Consider the following 17,215-nt stretch of genomic DNA (forward strand, 5'->3'; position numbering starts at 1 on the left):
TAGTGACGAGACCTGAATGGAACATGAATGTTCCCTGATGCTATGGGGCGGCCAGGAATCCGAGCACCAGTTCGTTATATTTGCCCGGCGCCTCCAGAAAGACCAGGTGTCCGGTGTTCGGAATCACCTCGGCCCGGCCGCGTGCCATCTTGGCGGCGAGCGCCTTGGCCAGCTCGGCGTTCTGCCCCATCTTCGGACGCAGCGCCTCCGGCGCATTGGCTTTTCCCGGCGCATTATGATCGTCGGCGCCTATCACGAACAGCGTCGGCTGCGTGATCAGCGGAATCTCGTGCGCGACAGGCTCGCGATAGATCATCTGTGCCGAGCTGACGAACGCGCGCAGCCAGCGCGGATATTCGGCGCTGCCCTTGATGTTGAAGCGCGCGTCGATGAAGGGCGTGATCTGTTCGGGCGGCAGTTTGAGGGCGTAGTTGGTTTCGAGCTGTTTGCGATAGGCGTCCGCTGTGAGTTTATCTTCGTTCTCCAATATCTTTTCCGTCGGCGTCGGCGGCACATAGAGCCGGTAATCCTCCAGCCCGATCGGAGCGATCAGCACCAGATGCGCGATCCGGTCAGGGTAGGCGCGTGCGATCCGCACCCCTAGCATGCTGCCGAGCGAATGCGCCACGATGTCGGCCTTGGCGATTTGCAGATGATCGAGCAGCGCGATCGTGTTGCGCGCCAGCGTATCGAAATGCAAATCGCCTTGCGGCTTCGATGATTTTCCAAAGCCGATCTGATCCGGCACGACCACGCGGTAACCGGCATCGCTCAAGGTCTTGATGACCGGCGCCCAATAGCTCGATGGAAAATTGCGGCCGTGCAGCAGCACCACGCTGCGTCCATTGGGCTGTGCGGGAGCTATATCCATATAGGCCATCCGCACCTGCTCGCCGTCATTGACCAGCGGCAGCAGATGGACGGGGTAGGGATAGGCAAAACCTTCGAGACCGATGCCGTAGGGTTCGCGTTGCGCGGCTTCCGCGGCTCCGGCCGGCAGCAAGGGCTGAATGCAAAGAGCGGCGGTGAGCACGCCGGCAAGAATTGGTCGCATCGCAAACTCCATCTGAAGATGAAGTTGAATTGATGCCGTCCCCTCGCGCTGTAAAGACTTTGCATTTCACGTTTTGGCGAGAGCGCGAGCTGGCTAACCCTCAAGCCATCACGAATGAGCTTCGCTGCTCCCAAACAGCGCCGCGAACCGCTTTTCGCCGGCGCGCGTGAAATTCACGACGCGGCTGCCGGGCGCGGGATCGCGCGCCGCCCAGTTCAATTCGGTGAAGCGGTTCATTACCGCAGCGCCCAGCGTGCCGGCGAGATGGTGCCGCCGTTCGCTCCAGTCGAGACAGGCTTTGCACACGGGACGGCGCGGATGGGCGAGCATATCTGCGTCGATCTGCAGCGCCTCGGCGATGAAGCGCTTGCCCTCGCCGGTGAGTTCGATCGCCTGTTTGGTTTGTCGGACCAGCTTTTGCTTTCGCATGCTGTCGAGTATCTGCACGCCGAGATCGCCGGCCAGATGATCGTAGCAGATCCGGGCGCGGCGCAGCGCCGGCTCCTTCGGCCCGGTGCGCACGCGCGTGTGCCCGGCGCGTTCGGCAAGGCCCGCCAGCCCTTCGAGCACGCCCGCAACATCGGGGCCGGTGAGGCGGTAATAGCGATGACGGCCCTGCTTCTCCGGCTCGATGAGGCCGCCGGTTTCGAGCTTGGAAAGATGCGAACTCGCGGTCTGCGGCGTGATGCCGGCCTGGTGCGCCAGCTCGCTCGCGGTCAGCGCGCGGCCATCCATCAGCGCGGTCAGCATGTTGGCGCGGGCGGGATCGCCGACCAAGGAGGCGACCATAGCGATATCAGGACCTGATTTCATAGTTCGATGATAGCCGAAGCATCGATGACACGCAAGCGGGTAGTATTGCCTCGAACGTCATTGCGGGCGAAGCGAAAGCAATCCATCGCGCCACGAGCGAAGGAATGGATTGCTTCGTCGCTAACGCGCCTCGCAATGACGGAGTGAACCATCGGAGTGCCGACCAATGACCGTCACCGTCTTCATCCGCTATCAACTCGACCCGTTCAAGCGTGCCTTGTTCGAAGAATATTCCAAAAACTGGCTCACAATCATCCCGAAATGCGGCGGCGACCTGATCGGCTACTGGATGCCGCACGAGGGCACCAACAACATCGCATTCGCGCTGATTTCGTTCGACAGCCTCGCGTCTTACGAAAGCTACCGCGCACGGCTGCGCGCGGACAGCGAAGGCCGGGCCAATTTTGATTTCGCCGAGGAGAACAAGTTCATCCTCGCGGAGGAGCGGACGTTTCTGCGCAAGGTCGTGGCGTGAGACGTCTGGCGGAGCTGACGCAGCGTTACTATGTAGGCGGCGCCAAACAAACCGAGGGGAGCGACCCATGCTGACATCTGCTGACAAACGCGCCGCATTCAGGAAGTTGCACGAGAGCGGAAGCTTCATCATTCCCAATCCGTTTGACGTGGGCAGCGCGAAGGCGTTGCAGCATCTCGGCTTCAAGGCGCTGGCGTCCACCAGCGCCGGCTTCGCCTGGACGCTGGGCAAGGCCGACAACCACGTCACCGTCGACGACGTCTGCGCCCATCTCGCCGCGATCTGCGCAGCGGTCGACATTCCGGTTAATGCCGATTTCGAGGATGGCTTTGCGCACGAGCCGGACAAGGTCGGCGCCAATGTCGCGCGCGCAGTTCAGACCGGCGTGGCCGGCCTGTCGATCGAGGATTTTACCGGCGACAACGCAAAGCCGCTGTTTGATCGCGCGTTGGCGATCGATCGCATCAAGGCGGCGCGCCAGGCGATCGATGCCGACAATAGCGGGGTGCTGCTCACCGGCCGCTGCGAGGCGTTCCTGCGCGGGCAGAAGGATTTGAAGCTCGTGATCGACCGGCTCACCGCCTATGCCGACGCCGGTGCCGATTGCCTCTATGCGCCCGGCATCGCGACGCCGGAAGAGATTTCGGCGGTCGTGAAAGCGGTGCATCCAAAGCCGGTCAATCTCCTGGTCGGCGCGACCGGACCGTCGCTGCAGGCGGCCTCCGATCTCGGCGTGCGCCGCATCAGCGTCGGCGCTTCGCTGGCGCGGATGGCCTGGGCCGGCTTCATGAAGGCGTCAAAGGAGATGGCGGAGAAGGGCACCTTCGGCGAGTTCGCCAACGGCTATCCCGGCGGCGAGATCAACAAGATGTTCAGCTAGCGGCCATCGATCTTAAGGCGGTGGTCAATCGCGAGCCGCCCGTGTCATGCGGCGCGGGCGGCTCGACTCTCAACGCGTTTCTGTCTTTCGCGCTGAGACCAAAAGCATCATCGGCCGCTCCAGCTCTTCGGCCAGTTCGGGCAAGCGCTCGATCTGTTCGCGCGTCGGGGCGAATTCCTCGACCCGGCGCAACTCGAAGCCTGCATCAATCAGCGTGTTGAGCGTCGTGCCGAGGGTCCGGTGATACTTCAGCACGCCCTTGGCGAACCAGTCCGCGCGGCGCTCGCCTTCGACTGAGTAGCCGTTGACCGGCCAGGTCTTGCGGCCGCCTTCATCGGCGATCCAATGCGGATGCGCCGCAGCCATGAAGATCGGATGCTCGATCGTGAAGACCAGATCTCCGCCGTCGACCAGCGCCTTGTGGATCATGCGCGCGAGGCGCCGGAAATCCTCGATATAGTGGAAGGTCAGGGCGCTGTAGACGAGGTCGAAAGCCGCTTCGGGCAGCTCCAATGTCTCGAGATCGGCGAGCAGATATTCAATGGCCGGATCCGAGGTATCGACCTTGGCGCGTGCGATCATGTTCTGCGACAGATCGAGGCCAAGCACCGAGGCCGCGCCCTGCGCGCGCATCCAGCGCGAGGCCCAGCCGAAGCCGCAGCCCAGATCGGCCACGCGCTTGCCGGTTAGCGCGGGCAGCATGGCCCGGACAGCCGGCCATTCTGGCGCGCCGTCCAGCCCCTGCACCTGGCGAGGTAATCGGCTGTAGCCGGCGAAGAAATCGGGATTGTCGTAGATATTCTGCGCCACGTTTGTCTCCATAAGGAGGGCGAGGCACGTTTCAGAAGCCGAAAGACCTCGCCCGCGAGGGCGAGGCCAGGGTTCGCCAGTGTGCATCGCGCAACCGTTATCCTCTAGCGTTGATTAATCAGTCATGAGCCTGGACAACGCAAAAAAACAGCGGGCCATTTTGCCCGCTGTACGTAGCTTGGGATTGATCAACCGCTACTGCTTGGAGCGATCAACTTCCGTGCCGGTGGGGTTCTGCGATGGCGGCGTCGGCCGATTGGTCGCGGAGCCGGTGGTCGTGCCGGGGTCGGTGTTGCTGCGCGGCGTTACGTCACGCATGCCCGGAGGCGCCGACGGGTTGGCCGGCTGCTGCTGCGCGGTCTGGTTGGTCGACGAGGTACCGGCCTGCTGCACGGTCGTGTTGTTCAGGCCGTAGAACAGCGCGCCGAGTACGAGCGCGATGGCAACGGCGAACATCGCGACCTTGCCGCCACTCGGCGGTCCTTCGGACAGCGCGGGATCGGGTTGCAGCTCATTGTCGAGACTGTTGAAGCGGGCCTGACGGCGGACTTCTTCATCGCTCAGGCCGGCGCGGTAAGGATCGTTCGGATCGGGTTGGTGTGCCATGAATGGGTTCCTCCGTTAGCATCCCGAAGTGAAGCGTGAGGACAATGGCTGGCGTGCGCGGATGTTCCGCGCCAACGTTGCAACCCGGTAATGTTGGAACCCGTGATCCCTTAGAGTTCCTGAGTGAGATTGCCTTGCGCTGGCCGACGTCCCCGGAGCAGCGTTTCCGGACGATGCTTTGCGTCGCCTAGACTGCACCGCGTCCGGGACACGATCAATTTACGCCGCGCTCATTTGCGCCGCGCGCTCGCGACTTCCGCCGCCGTCACCAGCGGCGCGGCATTGCCCCAGGCATTGCGGATATAGTTCGTCACGTCGGCGATCTCCTGGTCGGTCATCTTGGCGGCATAGCCTGGCATCGATCCCTTGTTGGGTGCGCGTGGCGTCGTCACGGTCTCGGCGCCGTCGAGAATGATGCGCAGCGCCGAGGAGGGATCGGCCGATTGCAGATTGGCGTTGCCGGGCAGCGGTGGATAGATCCGCGGCGCACCCGATCCATCGCTCTCGTGGCAGGCGATACAGGCGCTGCTGTAGAGCTTTTCGCCCGCGGCCATTCGTGCGGCTGGAGGCGGAGTGACCTTCGGCTCCGGCGCGCCCGCCGGCAGATCCTTCAGGTAAACCGCGATGGCCCTGACATCCGCATCGCTCATCTTCGAGGTCGAGTTGACCACGACCTCCGACATCAGCTCACCGGCATGGCTCCTCGCGTTGCGGCCGCTCTGCAGATATTCGGCGATATCTTCCACGCTCCAGGATTTCAGGCCGCTGCGGGCAGCGCCATCGAGCCGCGGCGCGAACATGCCCGCAACGCGCCCGCCGCCGTAAGCCTGGTCGCGCCTGTCCGCGCCGAAAAAGTTCTTCGGCGTATGGCAGGCGCCGCAATGGGCGACGCCTTCGACCAGATAGCGGCCGCGATTCCATTCTGTACTCTTGGCCTGGTCCGGCATCAGGATGCCGGGCTTGAAGAACAGCCAGTTCCAGCCGCGCATGACGAAGCGGTAGTTGAACGGCCAGCGCAGCTCCGGCGCACGCGGTGCGTTCGCGACCGGTGGCAGCGTGGCCAGATAGGCGCGGATTGCCAAAATGTCCTGCCGCGTCAGTTTCGTAAAATTCGGATAGGGGAAGGCCGGGTAATAGCGCGATCCGTCGCGCGCCACGCCGAAGCGGAGCGCGCGGTAGAAGTCGTCATCGCTCCACGCGCCGAGCCCGGTTTCGCGATCCGGCGTCAGGTTGGGCGCGTAGATGCCGCCGAACGGCGTGTCGATCCGCTTGCCCCCGGCGAACGGTTTTGCGGGATCGGCGGTGTGGCAGCTTGCGCAGTCGCCGGCGTTCGTCAGCGCCTTGCCGCGCGCGATGTCCTCGGCCATCGCCGGATCGCCCTTGGGCTGGGCATGACCTTCGGCTATGAACGCAGTGCACAAAAGCAGTGCCGCGAGAATCGCCCGCATGGTCGTCCCTGCACCGATTGACGTTCCGGAGCGTTATAGCGCGAAAGCGCACACAGCGGGGGCGTCATGCCATTTCGCGCCGAGGCTTCCGGACGACACAAACCGAAATGCCGCGCCGATTTTCCCGGCACTAAATTGCGAAGTTTGAAGGCGCGGCTTTCTTGCCGAGATTTGTGGTGCGCGGCCCGGAAAATCCGACATAGACTGGTTCTAACGAGTTCAGATGCTTAGCTAAAAGAGCGTCGTCACGATCAAGGCTTACCGCCAAAGAGGGCTGCAATGGGAATTAACCAGGGTCCGATCAGTCTCGATCAGAAATACACGCAAGGGTCCGGCCACATCTTCCTGACCGGCATCCAGGCGCTGGTCCGCCTGCCGATGGCGCAAATCCGCCGCGACCGCGCCGCAGGGCTCAACACGGCGGGCTTCATCTCCGGTTACCGCGGCTCCCCATTGGGCGGTTACGACCAGCAGCTCTTCGCAGCCCGAAAACATCTCGAACAGTACAACATCAAGTTCCAGCCCGGCGTGAACGAGGATCTCGCGGCCACGGCGATCTGGGGCTCGCAGCAACTCAATCTCTCGCCCGGCGCCAAGTACGACGGCGTGGTCGGCATCTGGTACGGCAAAGGCCCCGGCGTCGACCGCTGCGGCGACGTCTTCCGCCACGGCAATACGGCCGGCTCGGCTAAACATGGCGGCGTGCTGTGTCTCGCCGGCGACGATCACGGTGCGAAATCCTCCACCGTCCCGCATCAGTCGGACCACGCCTTCATCTCCGCGCTGATGCCGTATCTCTATCCCTCCAGCATCCATGAAATGATCGAGATGGGCCTGTTGGGTATCGCGATGTCGCGCTACTCCGGCTGCTGGGTCGGCATGAAGGTGATCACCGAGACGGTGGAAACCACCGCCGAGATCGACCTCACCGACGAGATGACGCCGTTCGCGATCCCGACCGATTTCGAGATGCCGCCGGGCGGACTCAACCTGCGCTGGCCCGACGATCGCTATGCGCAGGACCTGCGTCTGCAGGATTACAAGGGCTATGCCGCGATCGCGTTTGCTCGCGCCAACAAGATCAACCGCATCACCATGGATTCGCCGAATGCCCGCTACGGCATCATGGCATCCGGCAAGAGCTACGAGGACATCCGTCAGGCGCTGCGCGAGCTCGGGATCACCGAGGAGGTCGCCGCCAAGATCGGCTTGCGGCTTTACAAGATCGGCATGCCCTGGCCGCTGGAGCCGGAAGGCGTGCGCAATTTCGCCATCGGCCTCGAGGAAATCTTCATCGTCGAAGAGCGCCGCGAGATCGTCGAGAACCAAGTCAAGCAGGAGCTGTTCAATTGGCGCGACGACGTCCGCCCGCGCATCGTCGGCAAGATGGACGACCACGACAAACGTTTTCTTACCTTCGCCGCTGAGCTCAGCGTTGCGTCTCTTGCGAGCTCGCTGACCGAACGCCTGCTTCGACTTAATCTCAACCCCGAAGTCGCCGCGATGCTGCGCGCCAAGGCCGACTGGTTCAATGGCCGACAGGCGACCCAGATGCAGGCCGTCGCGCCGGTCACCCGCACGCCGTATTTCTGCTCGGGCTGCCCGCACAACACCTCGACCAAGGTGCCGGAAGGCAGCCGCGCCTTTGCCGGCATCGGCTGCCACTTCATGGCGCTGTGGATGGACCGCAACACCGAGACCTACACTCATATGGGAGGCGAGGGCGTGCCGTGGGTCGGTGTCGCACCCTTCACCAAGGAAGAGCACGTGTTCGCCAATCTCGGCGACGGCACCTACTTCCACTCCGGCAGCCTTGCGATCCGCCAGGCGATCGCCTCGGGCGCCAATATCACCTACAAGATCCTCTATAACGACGCGACCGCGATGACCGGCGGCCAGCATGTCGACGGCGAATTGTCGCCGCAGCAGATCACCTTCCAGCTCCATTCAGAGGGCATCCGCAACATCTACCTGGTCTCCGAAAATCCCGACGCCTATCCGGCGTCCGAGATCGCGCCCGGCGTCAAGATCGCGCATCGCGACGAGCTTCAGGACGTTATGAAGACCTGCCGGACGCTGAAGGGCACGTCGGCGATCGTGTTCGTGCAGACCTGCGCCGCCGAAAAGCGGCGCCGCCGCAAGCGCGGCCTGATGGAAGACCCGGCGCGCCGCGTCATGATCAATCCGGCCGTGTGCGAAGGCTGCGGCGATTGCTCGGTGCAGTCGAACTGCATCTCGGTCGAGCCGCTGGAGACCGAGATGGGCCGCAAGCGCACCATCAACCAGTCGACCTGCAACAAGGATTATTCTTGCCTCAAGGGCTTTTGCCCATCCTTCGTCACCATCGACGGCGGCAAGCCGCGCCGCCGCGCGCCGGCCAGCCTTGGTGATATCGACGATCTGCCGGAGCCGGCCTCGTTCCCGTCGTTGGAACGGCCCTACAACATCGCGGTCGGCGGCGTCGGCGGCACCGGCGTCTTGACGATCGGTGCGCTGCTCGGCATGGCCGCCCATATCGAGGGCAAGGCCAGCATGATCCTCGACATGTCCGGCCTGGCGCAGAAGGGCGGCGCGGTGCTGAGCCACGTCCGGCTTTCCGAACACACCGCCGACGTCACCTGTTCGCGGATCGTCACCGGTACCGCCGATCTCGTGATGGCCGCCGACGAGGTGGTCGCCGCCGCCAAGGATACGATTACGCTCTGCGAAGCCAGCCGAACCGTCGGCGTCATCAATACCCACGTGATCCCGACCGCCGATTTCATCCTCAACCGCGATTTCAATTTCCAGAGCCGCAAGGTCAACCACGTGCTGGAGACCGAGCTGCGCAAGGATTCCTGGTTCTACGATTTTACCAAACCTGCCGAAGCGCTGCTTGGCGACTCCATTGCCACCAACATCATGATGCTGGGCTATGCCTATCAGAAGGGCCTGCTGCCGCTGTCGGCAAAGGCGATTCTGCAGGCGATCGAGGTCAACGGCGTTTCGATCAAGATGAACACGCAGGCCTTCCAGCTCGGCCGTCTCGCCGCGGCCGATCCGGCGCGGCTCGAGGCCATGATGAGGGGCCAGGACGAGCCGGTGGTGGCGAAGACGCTGGATGCGATGTCGCTGGACGAGATCATCGCCCATCGCAGCGCGCACCTTGCCGACTACCAAAATACCGCGCTCGCCGAGCGCTATCGGGCCCTCGTGAAGCGCGTCCGTGATGCCGCGATCGACGGCGGCTATGGCGAGGCCTTGCCGCGCGCGGTTGCGGTCAACTACGCCAAACTGCTCGCCTACAAGGACGAGTACGAAGTCGCGCGGCTGTTCACTGATGGCCGCTTCGAGAAGCAGCTCCGCGACCAGTTCGAAGGCGAGTTCAAGTTCAATTTCAATCTGGCGCCGCCGATCCTCGGTGGTGGCCTCGATGCGCTCGGCCGCCCGAAGAAGCGCGCCTTCGGCGCGTGGATGATGCCGGTGTTCCGAACATTGGCAAGGCTGCGCTTCCTGCGCGGCACGCCGCTCGATATCTTCGGCTACAGCGCCGACCGCAAGCTCGAGCGCGACCTGATCGTGGCTTACGAGAAAGATGTCGAAACCGCACTCGGCCTGCTGTCGCCGATCACGCACGACACCGCCGTCGAATTGTTGTCCTTGCCCGACCGCATCCGCGGTTATGGCCCGATCAAGGAGAAGGCGGTGCACGACGCCAAAGCCCGCCACGCCCAACTCACCGCCGACCTCGCCAGCCCACCGCCCGCGCCACGGCAATTGGCGGCGGAGTAACTCTCGTGCCCCGGACGCGACGCAGCGCGCAAGCGCTGCGCCGCAGAGCCGGGTCCCATCTCACCGCATAGGCCCCGGCTCAGCAGCGCACCGCTGTCGCGCTGCGCCGCGTCCGGGGCACGAGAGCTGCGTAGGGTAGCAAGGCGCAACGCGCCGTGCCCACCATTAGCAGTGCCTGCCCAATTGAATCAGACCTTGTCTCTAGAGCTTCGATGGGGTGTAGTCGCCATCAGCTTGCCACTGCGTTGACGCATTGCCTGCTTCGCACCAGCAACGGGTTAGCCGATGGACCAGCCCCTCGCCGACATCGGCATCATCTCCGCTTATCGCTTTGCGGGCGACGGCTCCGCGACGAAGCTCGACGTCGCCAACCTCGATGCGGAACTCGCCGATCCGCACGGTTGGCTGTGGCTGCATTTCAATCTGTCCAACCGTCGCTGCCACGACTGGCTCGCCGGGAGTGCTGCACTGTCCGATGTCGCGCGCGAGACCCTGCTCGATGCCGACGAGCATATCCGCCTCGATATATTCGACGAAGAGATCGCCGGCGTTTTGCCCGACCTGCATCAGGAGTTCATGCAGGAGGGCGACGATCTCCTGCGGGTGCACTTTGCGATCTCGTCGAAGCTGATGATCACCGCCCGGCGCAAGCCGCTGCGCGCCATCGAACTGACACGGCGTGCGCTCGATAGCGGCCGCAAGTTTCCCACCCCGGTGTCGCTGTTTGATGCGATCGTCGACCAGTTCGCCGATGTGATCGGACGCTTTTCGGCGGGCCTCGGCGACGAACTCGACATCGTCGAGAACCATGTCCTGCACGACGAGATCGACGATGAGCGATTGCGGCTCGGCCGCGTGCGCCTGCAGGCGATCCGCACGCGGCGGCAGCTCTCGCAGATCCGTGCGCTGTTTCATCGCCTGGAGACGCGCGAGGACGTTGAATCCGAAACCCTGCTGTCGGCGATGCGCAAGCTTGCCCAGAAGTTCGATGCGCTCGACTACGAGTTCAGCGCGATCTACGAGCGCGCGCGGCTGCTGCAGGACGAGATTGCCGGCCGCATGACGGCGATCACCAACCGCCGCCTGTTCACGCTGTCGGTCCTGACTGCGTGCATGCTGCCCTCGACGCTGGTCACCGGCTTCTTCGGCATGAACACCAAGGACATGCCGTTCCAGGCCGGCGATGGCGGCACCTGGTACGCGCTTCTGCTGGTGATCGCCGCGGGAGGACTAACCTGGTGGCTGCTTAGGCGCACCAAGGCCCTGTAGGCAGATCGCTCCGCTTGCGCGCTGCGCTGCATCGGTATTAACGACGAGACTATCTCCTCGCTCGATCAACGTCAGCAACGACTAGCCTGTCGCTCGCAGTCGATGTATAATCATCTCCATGGGTTGGGATGCGAAAGACGTAGCACTGCTCAAAAAGCTCTGGGCCGACGGCCACAGCGCCGGCCAGATCGCAAGTCGGTTAGGCCTTAGCCGCAATGCCGTGAGCGCCAAGCTGCAGCGCATGGGCCAGAAGCGCGGTCGTAAGCCGCCAACCGCGAATCCCAGGATCGTGTCGGTGCCGAAGCGAAAGGTAGCGCCGTTGGCGGCCTGTGCCCGCCCGGCGGACAAGGTCGTGTCCCAGCGCAAACCGGCGGCAACGCAGCCCAAGGAATTCACCAAGCGCCAGCTCTACGCGATGCTGGTTGATGCCGTCAGGAATACCGGCTGACGCTTGCTGATTGGCCCGTCGGCAGCGGGCGTCGATCGTGCGGCACGCATCCAAAACCGCGCCCAAGCCCGCTGCGCCAAAACACGAATTTCACCAACCGATTCAACGTGATTTGGGTCGTCCAGATCGCGCGGCGAAAATATATTGCTTCTCATTGCCCCCAAATCAGCTCCATCTTCGCCCCATCCCGCCTCATCGAAGAGGGGCGTACGCGTCGTCACGATACGTGGAGTGCGGGGAGCGGTGGACGCGAAGGTGAATCGCGCGCGCGAGGCATTGCAGGGCGGCCTAAAGGCCGTGAGCGATTAATCAGCGCAGGACGAGCGGCGCATTCGCGTACGGCAAAACCGTGTGGTCCTGGCACCCGTGGCTGGTGTCAAGCCGGCGGAGGTTTTGCGAGACCCGACCGGGTTTCCAATACCTTCAATCCGCCGGCGATGGAGGCAAGAGGAATTCGTCTCCAGGGAGAGCACGGCATAAGCCGTAAAACCACTGCGCAGGGAAGGCCGGTTGTTTCGGCTGATACCTGTATGCTCGTGTGCGTATCTTTGCGCATTGCCTGCACACGAGACCGCGGGTGCCAGCCAGCACCCGGTCTTCCCTGCGCCCTCTCGACAAGGAGGGCAGGCGACGAATGGCATACCTCGGGCAGACATGTCGCGAGATCGCGAACCCACATTCGCTTGTCGTCGCCCGCGAAGGCGCGTGACCCAGTATTCCAGAGACGTCAGCGTCAGAACCGAGAGGCCGCGGCGTACTCGATCCCGCCTGCGCGGGGATGACAGCCGTATAGTTGACGCTTTCAGCGTGCCGCCGACTTGAGTCTAGTCGCTACCCTCTCGCCCGGCGGAATATTTCCGCGCTTGCCAAGGGGGCGGCGACAGGCCAGAAAAACTTTCGGAAAGAAGAAACGCCAACGGAGAACGATTTGACCATCAAAGGCAAAGCCTACATTGCCGGGATCTACGAGCATCCCACCCGGCACGCACCCGATAAATCAACGGCGCAGTTGCATGCCGAGGTCGCCAAGGGCGCAATTGAGGATGCCGGGCTCACCAAAGCCGATATTGATGGCTATTTCTGCGCCGGTGACGCTCCCGGCGGCGCCTGGCCGATGGTCGATTACCTCGGATTGAAGGTGCGCCACGTCGATTCCACCGAGACCGGTGGCTGTTCCTATTTGATCCATCTCGGCCATGCGGCTGAAGCGATCGCGGCGGGCAAATGCTCGATCGCGCTGGTCACGCTCGCGGGCAAGCCGCGCACCGGCCCGATGCCGGCGCGCGCAGCGGGCGCGGAGGCTGATTTCGAGGCGGCCTATGGAGCCACCACCCACAATGCCTATGGCATGTGTGCCATGCGCCACATGCACGACTACGGCACCACCAGTGAGCAGCTCGCCTGGATCAAGGTCGCGGCCTCGCATCACGCCCAGTACAACCCGCACGCCATGCTGAAGGAGGTCGTCACCGTCGAGGACGTCATCAACTCGCCGATGATTTCGGATCCGCTGCACCGCTTGGACTGCTGCGTCGTCACCGACGGCGGCGGCGCGATGATCGTGACCACGCCGGAGATCGCCAAGAGCCTGAAGAAGCCGCTGGTGCGGCTGATCGGCCATGGCGAGGCGATGAAGGGTCCGCGCGGCGGCAAGGATCTCGATCTCACGTATTCTGCCGGCGTCTGGTCCGGCCCGCGCGCGTTCGAGGAAGCGGGCGTGACGCCAAAGGACATCAAATACGCCTCGATCTACGACAGCTTCACCATCACGGTGCTGATGCAGCTCGAAGACCTCGGCTTCTGCAAGAAAGGCGAGGGCGGCAAGTTCGTCGCCGACGGCAATCTCATTTCGGGCGTCGGCAAGCTGCCGTTCAACACCGACGGCGGCGGCCTCTGCAGCAATCACCCGGTCAACCGCGGCGGCATGACGAAAATCCTCGAGGCCGTTCGCCAATTGCGCGGCGAAGCGCATCCGAAGGTGCAGGTGCAAAATTGCGACCTCGCGATCGCCCATGGCACCGGCGGTCTTCTCGGCGTGCGTCACGCCGCCTCAACCTGCATTCTGGAGCGCGTGTGATGGCAGATAGCAAGAAATATCCGGCGCCGGCGACCAATCCCGAAACCGCCCCGTTCTGGGAAGCCGCCAAGGCCGGCAAGTTCATGATCAAGCGCTGCACGGCCTGCGGCGAGGCGCACTACTTCCCACGCTCGATCTGCCCGTTCTGTTTTTCGGACAAGACGGTGTGGGAGGAAAGTTCGGGTGAGGCGACGGTCTACAGCTACAGCCTGATGCGGAAATCGCCGACCGGTCCATATGCGATCGCTTATGTCACGCTGAAGGAAGGACCGTCGCTGCAGACCAACATCGTCGACTGCGATCTGGAGAAGATCAAGATCGGCCAGAAGGTGAAGCTGGTGTGGAAGCCAACCGACGGCGCCCCACTGCCGTTCTTCACCGCGGCCTAGTAAGTACCTTCTCCCTTGTGGGAGAAGGTGGCGCGAAGCGCCGGATGAGGGGTTCTCTGCGCGAGGGAAATGTGTCCGCGGAGCCAACCCCTCACCCGAAAAGAGTTTGAGGCGCTGCTGGCGTAGCCCTCTCCCACAAGGGGAGAGGGCGCAGCAATGGGCGCCGCAGAAGAAACGAATGGGGAGAGCATTCAAACATGCCGATCAACTACGAACAGCTCATGGCCCTGAAAAATCTTGGCCAGAAATACGCCTATACCGATCGCGAGGTGATGCTCTACGCCTATGGCATCGGCATGGGCGCCGATCCGATGGACGAGAACGAACTCGCCTTCGTCAACGAGGGCACGCTGACGCCGCGCCCCTTGAAGGTCGTGCCGACCTTCGCCTCGGTGGCGGCCTGGGGCTCAAGCCCCGGCGAAATGAACCTCAACCGTGTCATGGTGGTCGACGGCGAGCGCGACATCACCTTCCACAAGCCGCTGCCGAGCGCGGCCAAGATCACGGCCGACTCGACCGTGCTCGACGTCTTCGACAAGGGCAAGGACAAGGGCGCGGTCATCCGGCACCAGACCGTGTTGAAGGATGAGAACGGCGACAAGCTGGCCACGCTCGTCGCTTCGCGTTTCGCTCGCGGCGACGGCGGTTTTGGCGGCCCATCTGAAGGCCAGCCCGAGCCGCACAAGGTTCCGAACCGCGCGCCCGACAAGATCGTCGATATCACGACGCGCCCGGATCAGGCGCTGGTCTACCGCCTCTGCGGCGACCGCAATCCGCTGCACTCAGATCCCGAGTTCGCCAAGAAGGCCGGTTTTCCGCGGCCGATCCTGCACGGCATGTGCACCTACGGCATCACCTGCCGCGGCGTGCTGCAGACCTACGCCGATTACGATCCATCGGCCTTCAAGCAGCACGTCGCGCGCTTTTCCTCGCCCGTCTATCCCGGCGAGACCGTAACGATGGAGATGTGGGAGGACGGCAGCATCATCTCGTTCGAAGCCAAGGTGAAGGCGAGGGGCGTCACGGTGATCAAGAGCGGCAAGACGGTGTTGGGATAGGTCTCGTGCCCCGGACGCAGCGCAGCACGTAGTGATGCGCTGCAGAGCCGGGGCCCATTGGCCAGGTGGTGCTGGGTCCCGGCTCTGCGAAGCAGCGTTTCACGCGGCGTCGCGTCCGGAACACGAGAACGAGAGAGACGCAAGGGAGAACACGCCATGGGATTGCTCGACGGCAAGGTAGCCATCATCACCGGTGCAGGCGGCGGGCTCGGTGAGGCCTACGCCAAATTGTTCGCGCGCGAGGGCGCGGCGGTCGTGGTCAACGACCTCGGTGGTCCCCGCGACGGTTCCGGCGCCGACGTCTCCATGGCGCAGAAGGTAGTCAATGCCATCAAGGAAGAGGGCGGCCGCGCCGTCGCCAACGGCGCCGACATCTCGACCATGGCCGGCGGGCAATCGGTGTTCGACGACGCCATCAAGAATTTCGGCCGCGCCGATATCCTGGTGAACAATGCCGGCATCCTGCTCGACGAGACCTTCGCCAAGGCCAAGGAGGCCAATTGGGACAGGGTGATCAGGGTGCACCTCAAGGGCACGTTCTGCTGCACCCAGCCGGTGTTCAAATGGATGCGCGAGAATGGCGGCGGCGTCATCGTCAACACCTCCTCGACCTCGGGCCTGATCGGCAATTTCGGCCAGACCAACTATGGCGCCGCCAAGGGCGGTATCTGGGGACTGTCGAACGTGCTGGCGATCGAAGGCCGTAAGTACAACATCCGGATCTGGACCCTGGCCCCGGGCGCGTTGACCCGCATGACCGCAGATCTGCCGCGCTATAAGGAGAACCCCGGCGCCGCGCTCGGCCCGGACGGCATCGCACCGGCCGTGCTATACATGGTCAGCGATCTCTCCGGCGACCAGACCGGCAAGGTGCTCGGCGTCTCCGGCCCGCGCGGCGTGCGCGAGATGCGGATGATGGAAATGGAAGGCTGGAAGCCGCCGTTCACGGGGTGGAAGGCCGAGGATATCGTGACCCACGCCAAGGAGATCTTCTTCTCGGAGGAGCAGATCAAGATGGGCGCACGAAGGTTTTAGACTATGTCGTTCCGGGGCGCGTAGCGAACCCGGAACCTCGAGATTCTCAGGTGCGCAATTGCGCACCATAGTTCGATGCTGCGCATCGCCCCGGAATGACGATAGAGAGGATAGAGGCACTCGATGACAAAACTCACCGCCCAGGCCGCCGGCACCTTCGCAATCGCGCCGACGCCGTTCCACGATGACGGCCGCATCGACGAGAAGTCCATCGACCGGCTGACCGACTTCTACGCCGAAGTCGGCTGCGACGGCGTCACCGTGCTCGGCATTTTGGGCGAGGCGCCGAAACTCGACGCTGATGAGGCCGAGCAGGTGGCGATCCGCTTCGTCAAGCGCGCCAAGAACATGCAGATCATCGTCGGCGTCTCGGCGCCGGGCTTCGCTTCAATGCGCTCGCTGGCCAAAGCGTCGATGGATGCCGGCGCCGCCGGCGTGATGATCGCGCCGCCGCCGCATTTGCGCACCGACGATCAGATCACGGGCTATTTCAAGCAGGCACAGGAAGCGATCGGCGACGGGATTCCCTGGGTGCTGCAGGACTATCCGCTGACGCTCAACGTCATCTTCACGCCCGCCGTGATCCGCAAAATCGTGATGGATAGCTCGTCCTGCGTGATGCTCAAGCACGAGGACTGGCCAGGCCTGGAGAAGATCTCGACGCTCCGAAACTTCCAGAAGGACGGCTCGCTGCGGCCGCTGTCGATCCTGGTCGGCAATGGCGGACTGTTCCTTGATTTCGAGATGGAGCGCGGCGCCGACGGCGCCATGACAGGCTACGCCTTCCCGGAACTCCTGATCGACGTCGTGAAGCTGTCGAAAGCCGGCAAACGCGACGCCGCGCATGATCTGTTCGATGCGCATCTGCCGCTGATCCGTTACGAGCAGCAGCCTGGCGCGGGCCTGTCGGTGCGCAAATATGTCCTGCAGAAGCGCGGCATCATCTCCTCCAGCGCGCAGCGCAAGCCCGGCGCGACGATTACGGCAACCGCAAAGGCCGAAGTCGATTATCTGTTGTCGCGGGTGGCGCGCGTCGACCGCCGCGCCAATCTGCAACCGCAATCCAGCGCTGCGGGCTAGTC

General features: G+C 63.5%; 15 protein-coding genes. 10 read left to right on the forward strand and 5 right to left on the reverse strand.

Annotated features, from left to right (window positions below):
- Nucleotides 1-40 precede the first annotated feature (40 nt).
- Together KJQ96_RS09140 and KJQ96_RS09145 are read right to left on the reverse strand one after the other, a co-directional pair.
- Nucleotides 41-1,054, reverse strand: a complete 1,014-nt coding sequence (locus tag KJQ96_RS09140) for an alpha/beta fold hydrolase (protein ID WP_213286326.1) — start codon at nucleotides 1,052-1,054, stop codon at nucleotides 41-43.
- A 108-nt stretch (nucleotides 1,055-1,162) separates the two neighbouring features.
- Entirely contained in the window at nucleotides 1,163-1,867 is a 705-nt protein-coding gene (locus KJQ96_RS09145) for a helix-turn-helix transcriptional regulator (protein ID WP_213286327.1), read from the reverse strand.
- A gap of 166 nt (nucleotides 1,868-2,033) precedes the next feature.
- Here KJQ96_RS09145 and KJQ96_RS09150 point away from each other — a divergent pair, with 166 nt between their 5' ends.
- Complete coding sequence (locus KJQ96_RS09150) at nucleotides 2,034-2,342, forward strand: NIPSNAP family protein (protein WP_213286328.1); 309 nt, start codon at nucleotides 2,034-2,036, stop codon at nucleotides 2,340-2,342.
- 67 nt (nucleotides 2,343-2,409) lie between these two features.
- Entirely contained in the window at nucleotides 2,410-3,222 is an 813-nt protein-coding gene (locus KJQ96_RS09155; protein ID WP_213286329.1) for an oxaloacetate decarboxylase, read from the forward strand.
- A gap of 69 nt (nucleotides 3,223-3,291) precedes the next feature.
- Here KJQ96_RS09155 and KJQ96_RS09160 read toward each other — a convergent pair whose 3' ends face one another.
- From KJQ96_RS09160 to KJQ96_RS09170, 3 genes are all read right to left on the reverse strand, one after another.
- A complete protein-coding gene (locus KJQ96_RS09160; RefSeq protein WP_213286330.1) occupies nucleotides 3,292-4,032 on the reverse strand; it encodes a bifunctional 2-polyprenyl-6-hydroxyphenol methylase/3-demethylubiquinol 3-O-methyltransferase UbiG in 741 nt (246 codons plus the stop codon).
- A 195-nt stretch (nucleotides 4,033-4,227) separates the two neighbouring features.
- Nucleotides 4,228-4,638, reverse strand: coding sequence for a hypothetical protein (locus tag KJQ96_RS09165; RefSeq protein ID WP_213286331.1), 411 nt, complete (start codon nucleotides 4,636-4,638; stop codon nucleotides 4,228-4,230).
- A 230-nt stretch (nucleotides 4,639-4,868) separates the two neighbouring features.
- On the reverse strand, nucleotides 4,869-6,086 hold the full coding sequence (locus tag KJQ96_RS09170) for a c-type cytochrome (RefSeq protein ID WP_213286332.1): 1,218 nt from the start codon (nucleotides 6,084-6,086) through the stop codon (nucleotides 4,869-4,871).
- Nucleotides 6,087-6,365: 279 nt separating this feature from the next.
- On the opposite strand from KJQ96_RS09170, the gene KJQ96_RS09175 reads away from it, so the two are divergent.
- The 8 genes from KJQ96_RS09175 (at nucleotide 6,366) to KJQ96_RS09210 (ending at nucleotide 17,213) form a co-directional block, all read left to right on the forward strand.
- The gene (locus KJQ96_RS09175; RefSeq protein WP_213286333.1) at nucleotides 6,366-9,857 is read left to right on the forward strand and encodes an indolepyruvate ferredoxin oxidoreductase family protein; all 3,492 of its coding nucleotides are present in this window, start codon (nucleotides 6,366-6,368) and stop codon (nucleotides 9,855-9,857) included.
- Between the two features lie 285 nt (nucleotides 9,858-10,142).
- Nucleotides 10,143-11,126: a transporter gene (locus tag KJQ96_RS09180; protein ID WP_213286334.1), complete on the forward strand. Its 984-nt coding sequence runs from the start codon at nucleotides 10,143-10,145 to the stop codon at nucleotides 11,124-11,126.
- A 118-nt stretch (nucleotides 11,127-11,244) separates the two neighbouring features.
- Nucleotides 11,245-11,574 carry a GcrA family cell cycle regulator gene (locus tag KJQ96_RS09185; protein WP_213286335.1) on the forward strand — a complete coding sequence of 110 codons (330 nt, stop codon included), beginning with the start codon at nucleotides 11,245-11,247 and terminating at the stop codon, nucleotides 11,572-11,574.
- A 928-nt stretch (nucleotides 11,575-12,502) separates the two neighbouring features.
- Nucleotides 12,503-13,651, forward strand: coding sequence for a thiolase domain-containing protein (locus KJQ96_RS09190; RefSeq protein ID WP_213286336.1), 1,149 nt, complete (start codon nucleotides 12,503-12,505; stop codon nucleotides 13,649-13,651).
- Entirely contained in the window at nucleotides 13,651-14,040 is a 390-nt protein-coding gene (locus KJQ96_RS09195; RefSeq protein WP_213286337.1) for a Zn-ribbon domain-containing OB-fold protein, read from the forward strand. Before KJQ96_RS09190 ends, KJQ96_RS09195 begins: the two co-directional genes overlap by 1 nt.
- Before the next feature lie 197 nt (nucleotides 14,041-14,237).
- Entirely contained in the window at nucleotides 14,238-15,098 is an 861-nt protein-coding gene (locus KJQ96_RS09200; RefSeq protein WP_213286338.1) for a MaoC/PaaZ C-terminal domain-containing protein, read from the forward strand.
- Between the two features lie 156 nt (nucleotides 15,099-15,254).
- Nucleotides 15,255-16,133, forward strand: coding sequence for an SDR family oxidoreductase (locus tag KJQ96_RS09205; protein WP_213286339.1), 879 nt, complete (start codon nucleotides 15,255-15,257; stop codon nucleotides 16,131-16,133).
- Between the two features lie 123 nt (nucleotides 16,134-16,256).
- A complete protein-coding gene (locus tag KJQ96_RS09210; protein ID WP_213286340.1) occupies nucleotides 16,257-17,213 on the forward strand; it encodes a dihydrodipicolinate synthase family protein in 957 nt (318 codons plus the stop codon).
- Nucleotides 17,214-17,215: the final 2 nt, after the last annotated feature.

The organism is Bradyrhizobium sp. sGM-13 (assembly GCF_018398875.1).
GTDB lineage: Bacteria > Pseudomonadota > Alphaproteobacteria > Rhizobiales > Xanthobacteraceae > Bradyrhizobium.

Excerpts from the sequence above, each read along its gene's own strand:
- KJQ96_RS09180 (WP_213286334.1), top strand. The coding sequence starts at position 10,143 with ATGGACCAGCCCCTCGCCGACATCGGCATCATCTCCGCTTATCGCTTT.
- KJQ96_RS09185 (WP_213286335.1), top strand. The coding sequence starts at position 11,245 with ATGGGTTGGGATGCGAAAGACGTAGCACTGCTCAAAAAGCTCTGGGCC.
- KJQ96_RS09150 (WP_213286328.1), top strand. The coding sequence starts at position 2,034 with ATGACCGTCACCGTCTTCATCCGCTATCAACTCGACCCGTTCAAGCGT.
- KJQ96_RS09140 (WP_213286326.1), bottom strand. The coding sequence starts at position 1,054 with ATGCGACCAATTCTTGCCGGCGTGCTCACCGCCGCTCTTTGCATTCAG.
- KJQ96_RS09200 (WP_213286338.1), top strand. The coding sequence starts at position 14,238 with ATGCCGATCAACTACGAACAGCTCATGGCCCTGAAAAATCTTGGCCAG.
- KJQ96_RS09205 (WP_213286339.1), top strand. The coding sequence starts at position 15,255 with ATGGGATTGCTCGACGGCAAGGTAGCCATCATCACCGGTGCAGGCGGC.
- KJQ96_RS09210 (WP_213286340.1), top strand. The coding sequence starts at position 16,257 with ATGACAAAACTCACCGCCCAGGCCGCCGGCACCTTCGCAATCGCGCCG.
- KJQ96_RS09155 (WP_213286329.1), top strand. The coding sequence starts at position 2,410 with ATGCTGACATCTGCTGACAAACGCGCCGCATTCAGGAAGTTGCACGAG.
- KJQ96_RS09170 (WP_213286332.1), bottom strand. The coding sequence starts at position 6,086 with ATGCGGGCGATTCTCGCGGCACTGCTTTTGTGCACTGCGTTCATAGCC.
- KJQ96_RS09145 (WP_213286327.1), bottom strand. The coding sequence starts at position 1,867 with ATGAAATCAGGTCCTGATATCGCTATGGTCGCCTCCTTGGTCGGCGAT.
- KJQ96_RS09165 (WP_213286331.1), bottom strand. The coding sequence starts at position 4,638 with ATGGCACACCAACCCGATCCGAACGATCCTTACCGCGCCGGCCTGAGC.
- KJQ96_RS09175 (WP_213286333.1), top strand. The coding sequence starts at position 6,366 with ATGGGAATTAACCAGGGTCCGATCAGTCTCGATCAGAAATACACGCAA.
- KJQ96_RS09195 (WP_213286337.1), top strand. The coding sequence starts at position 13,651 with ATGGCAGATAGCAAGAAATATCCGGCGCCGGCGACCAATCCCGAAACC.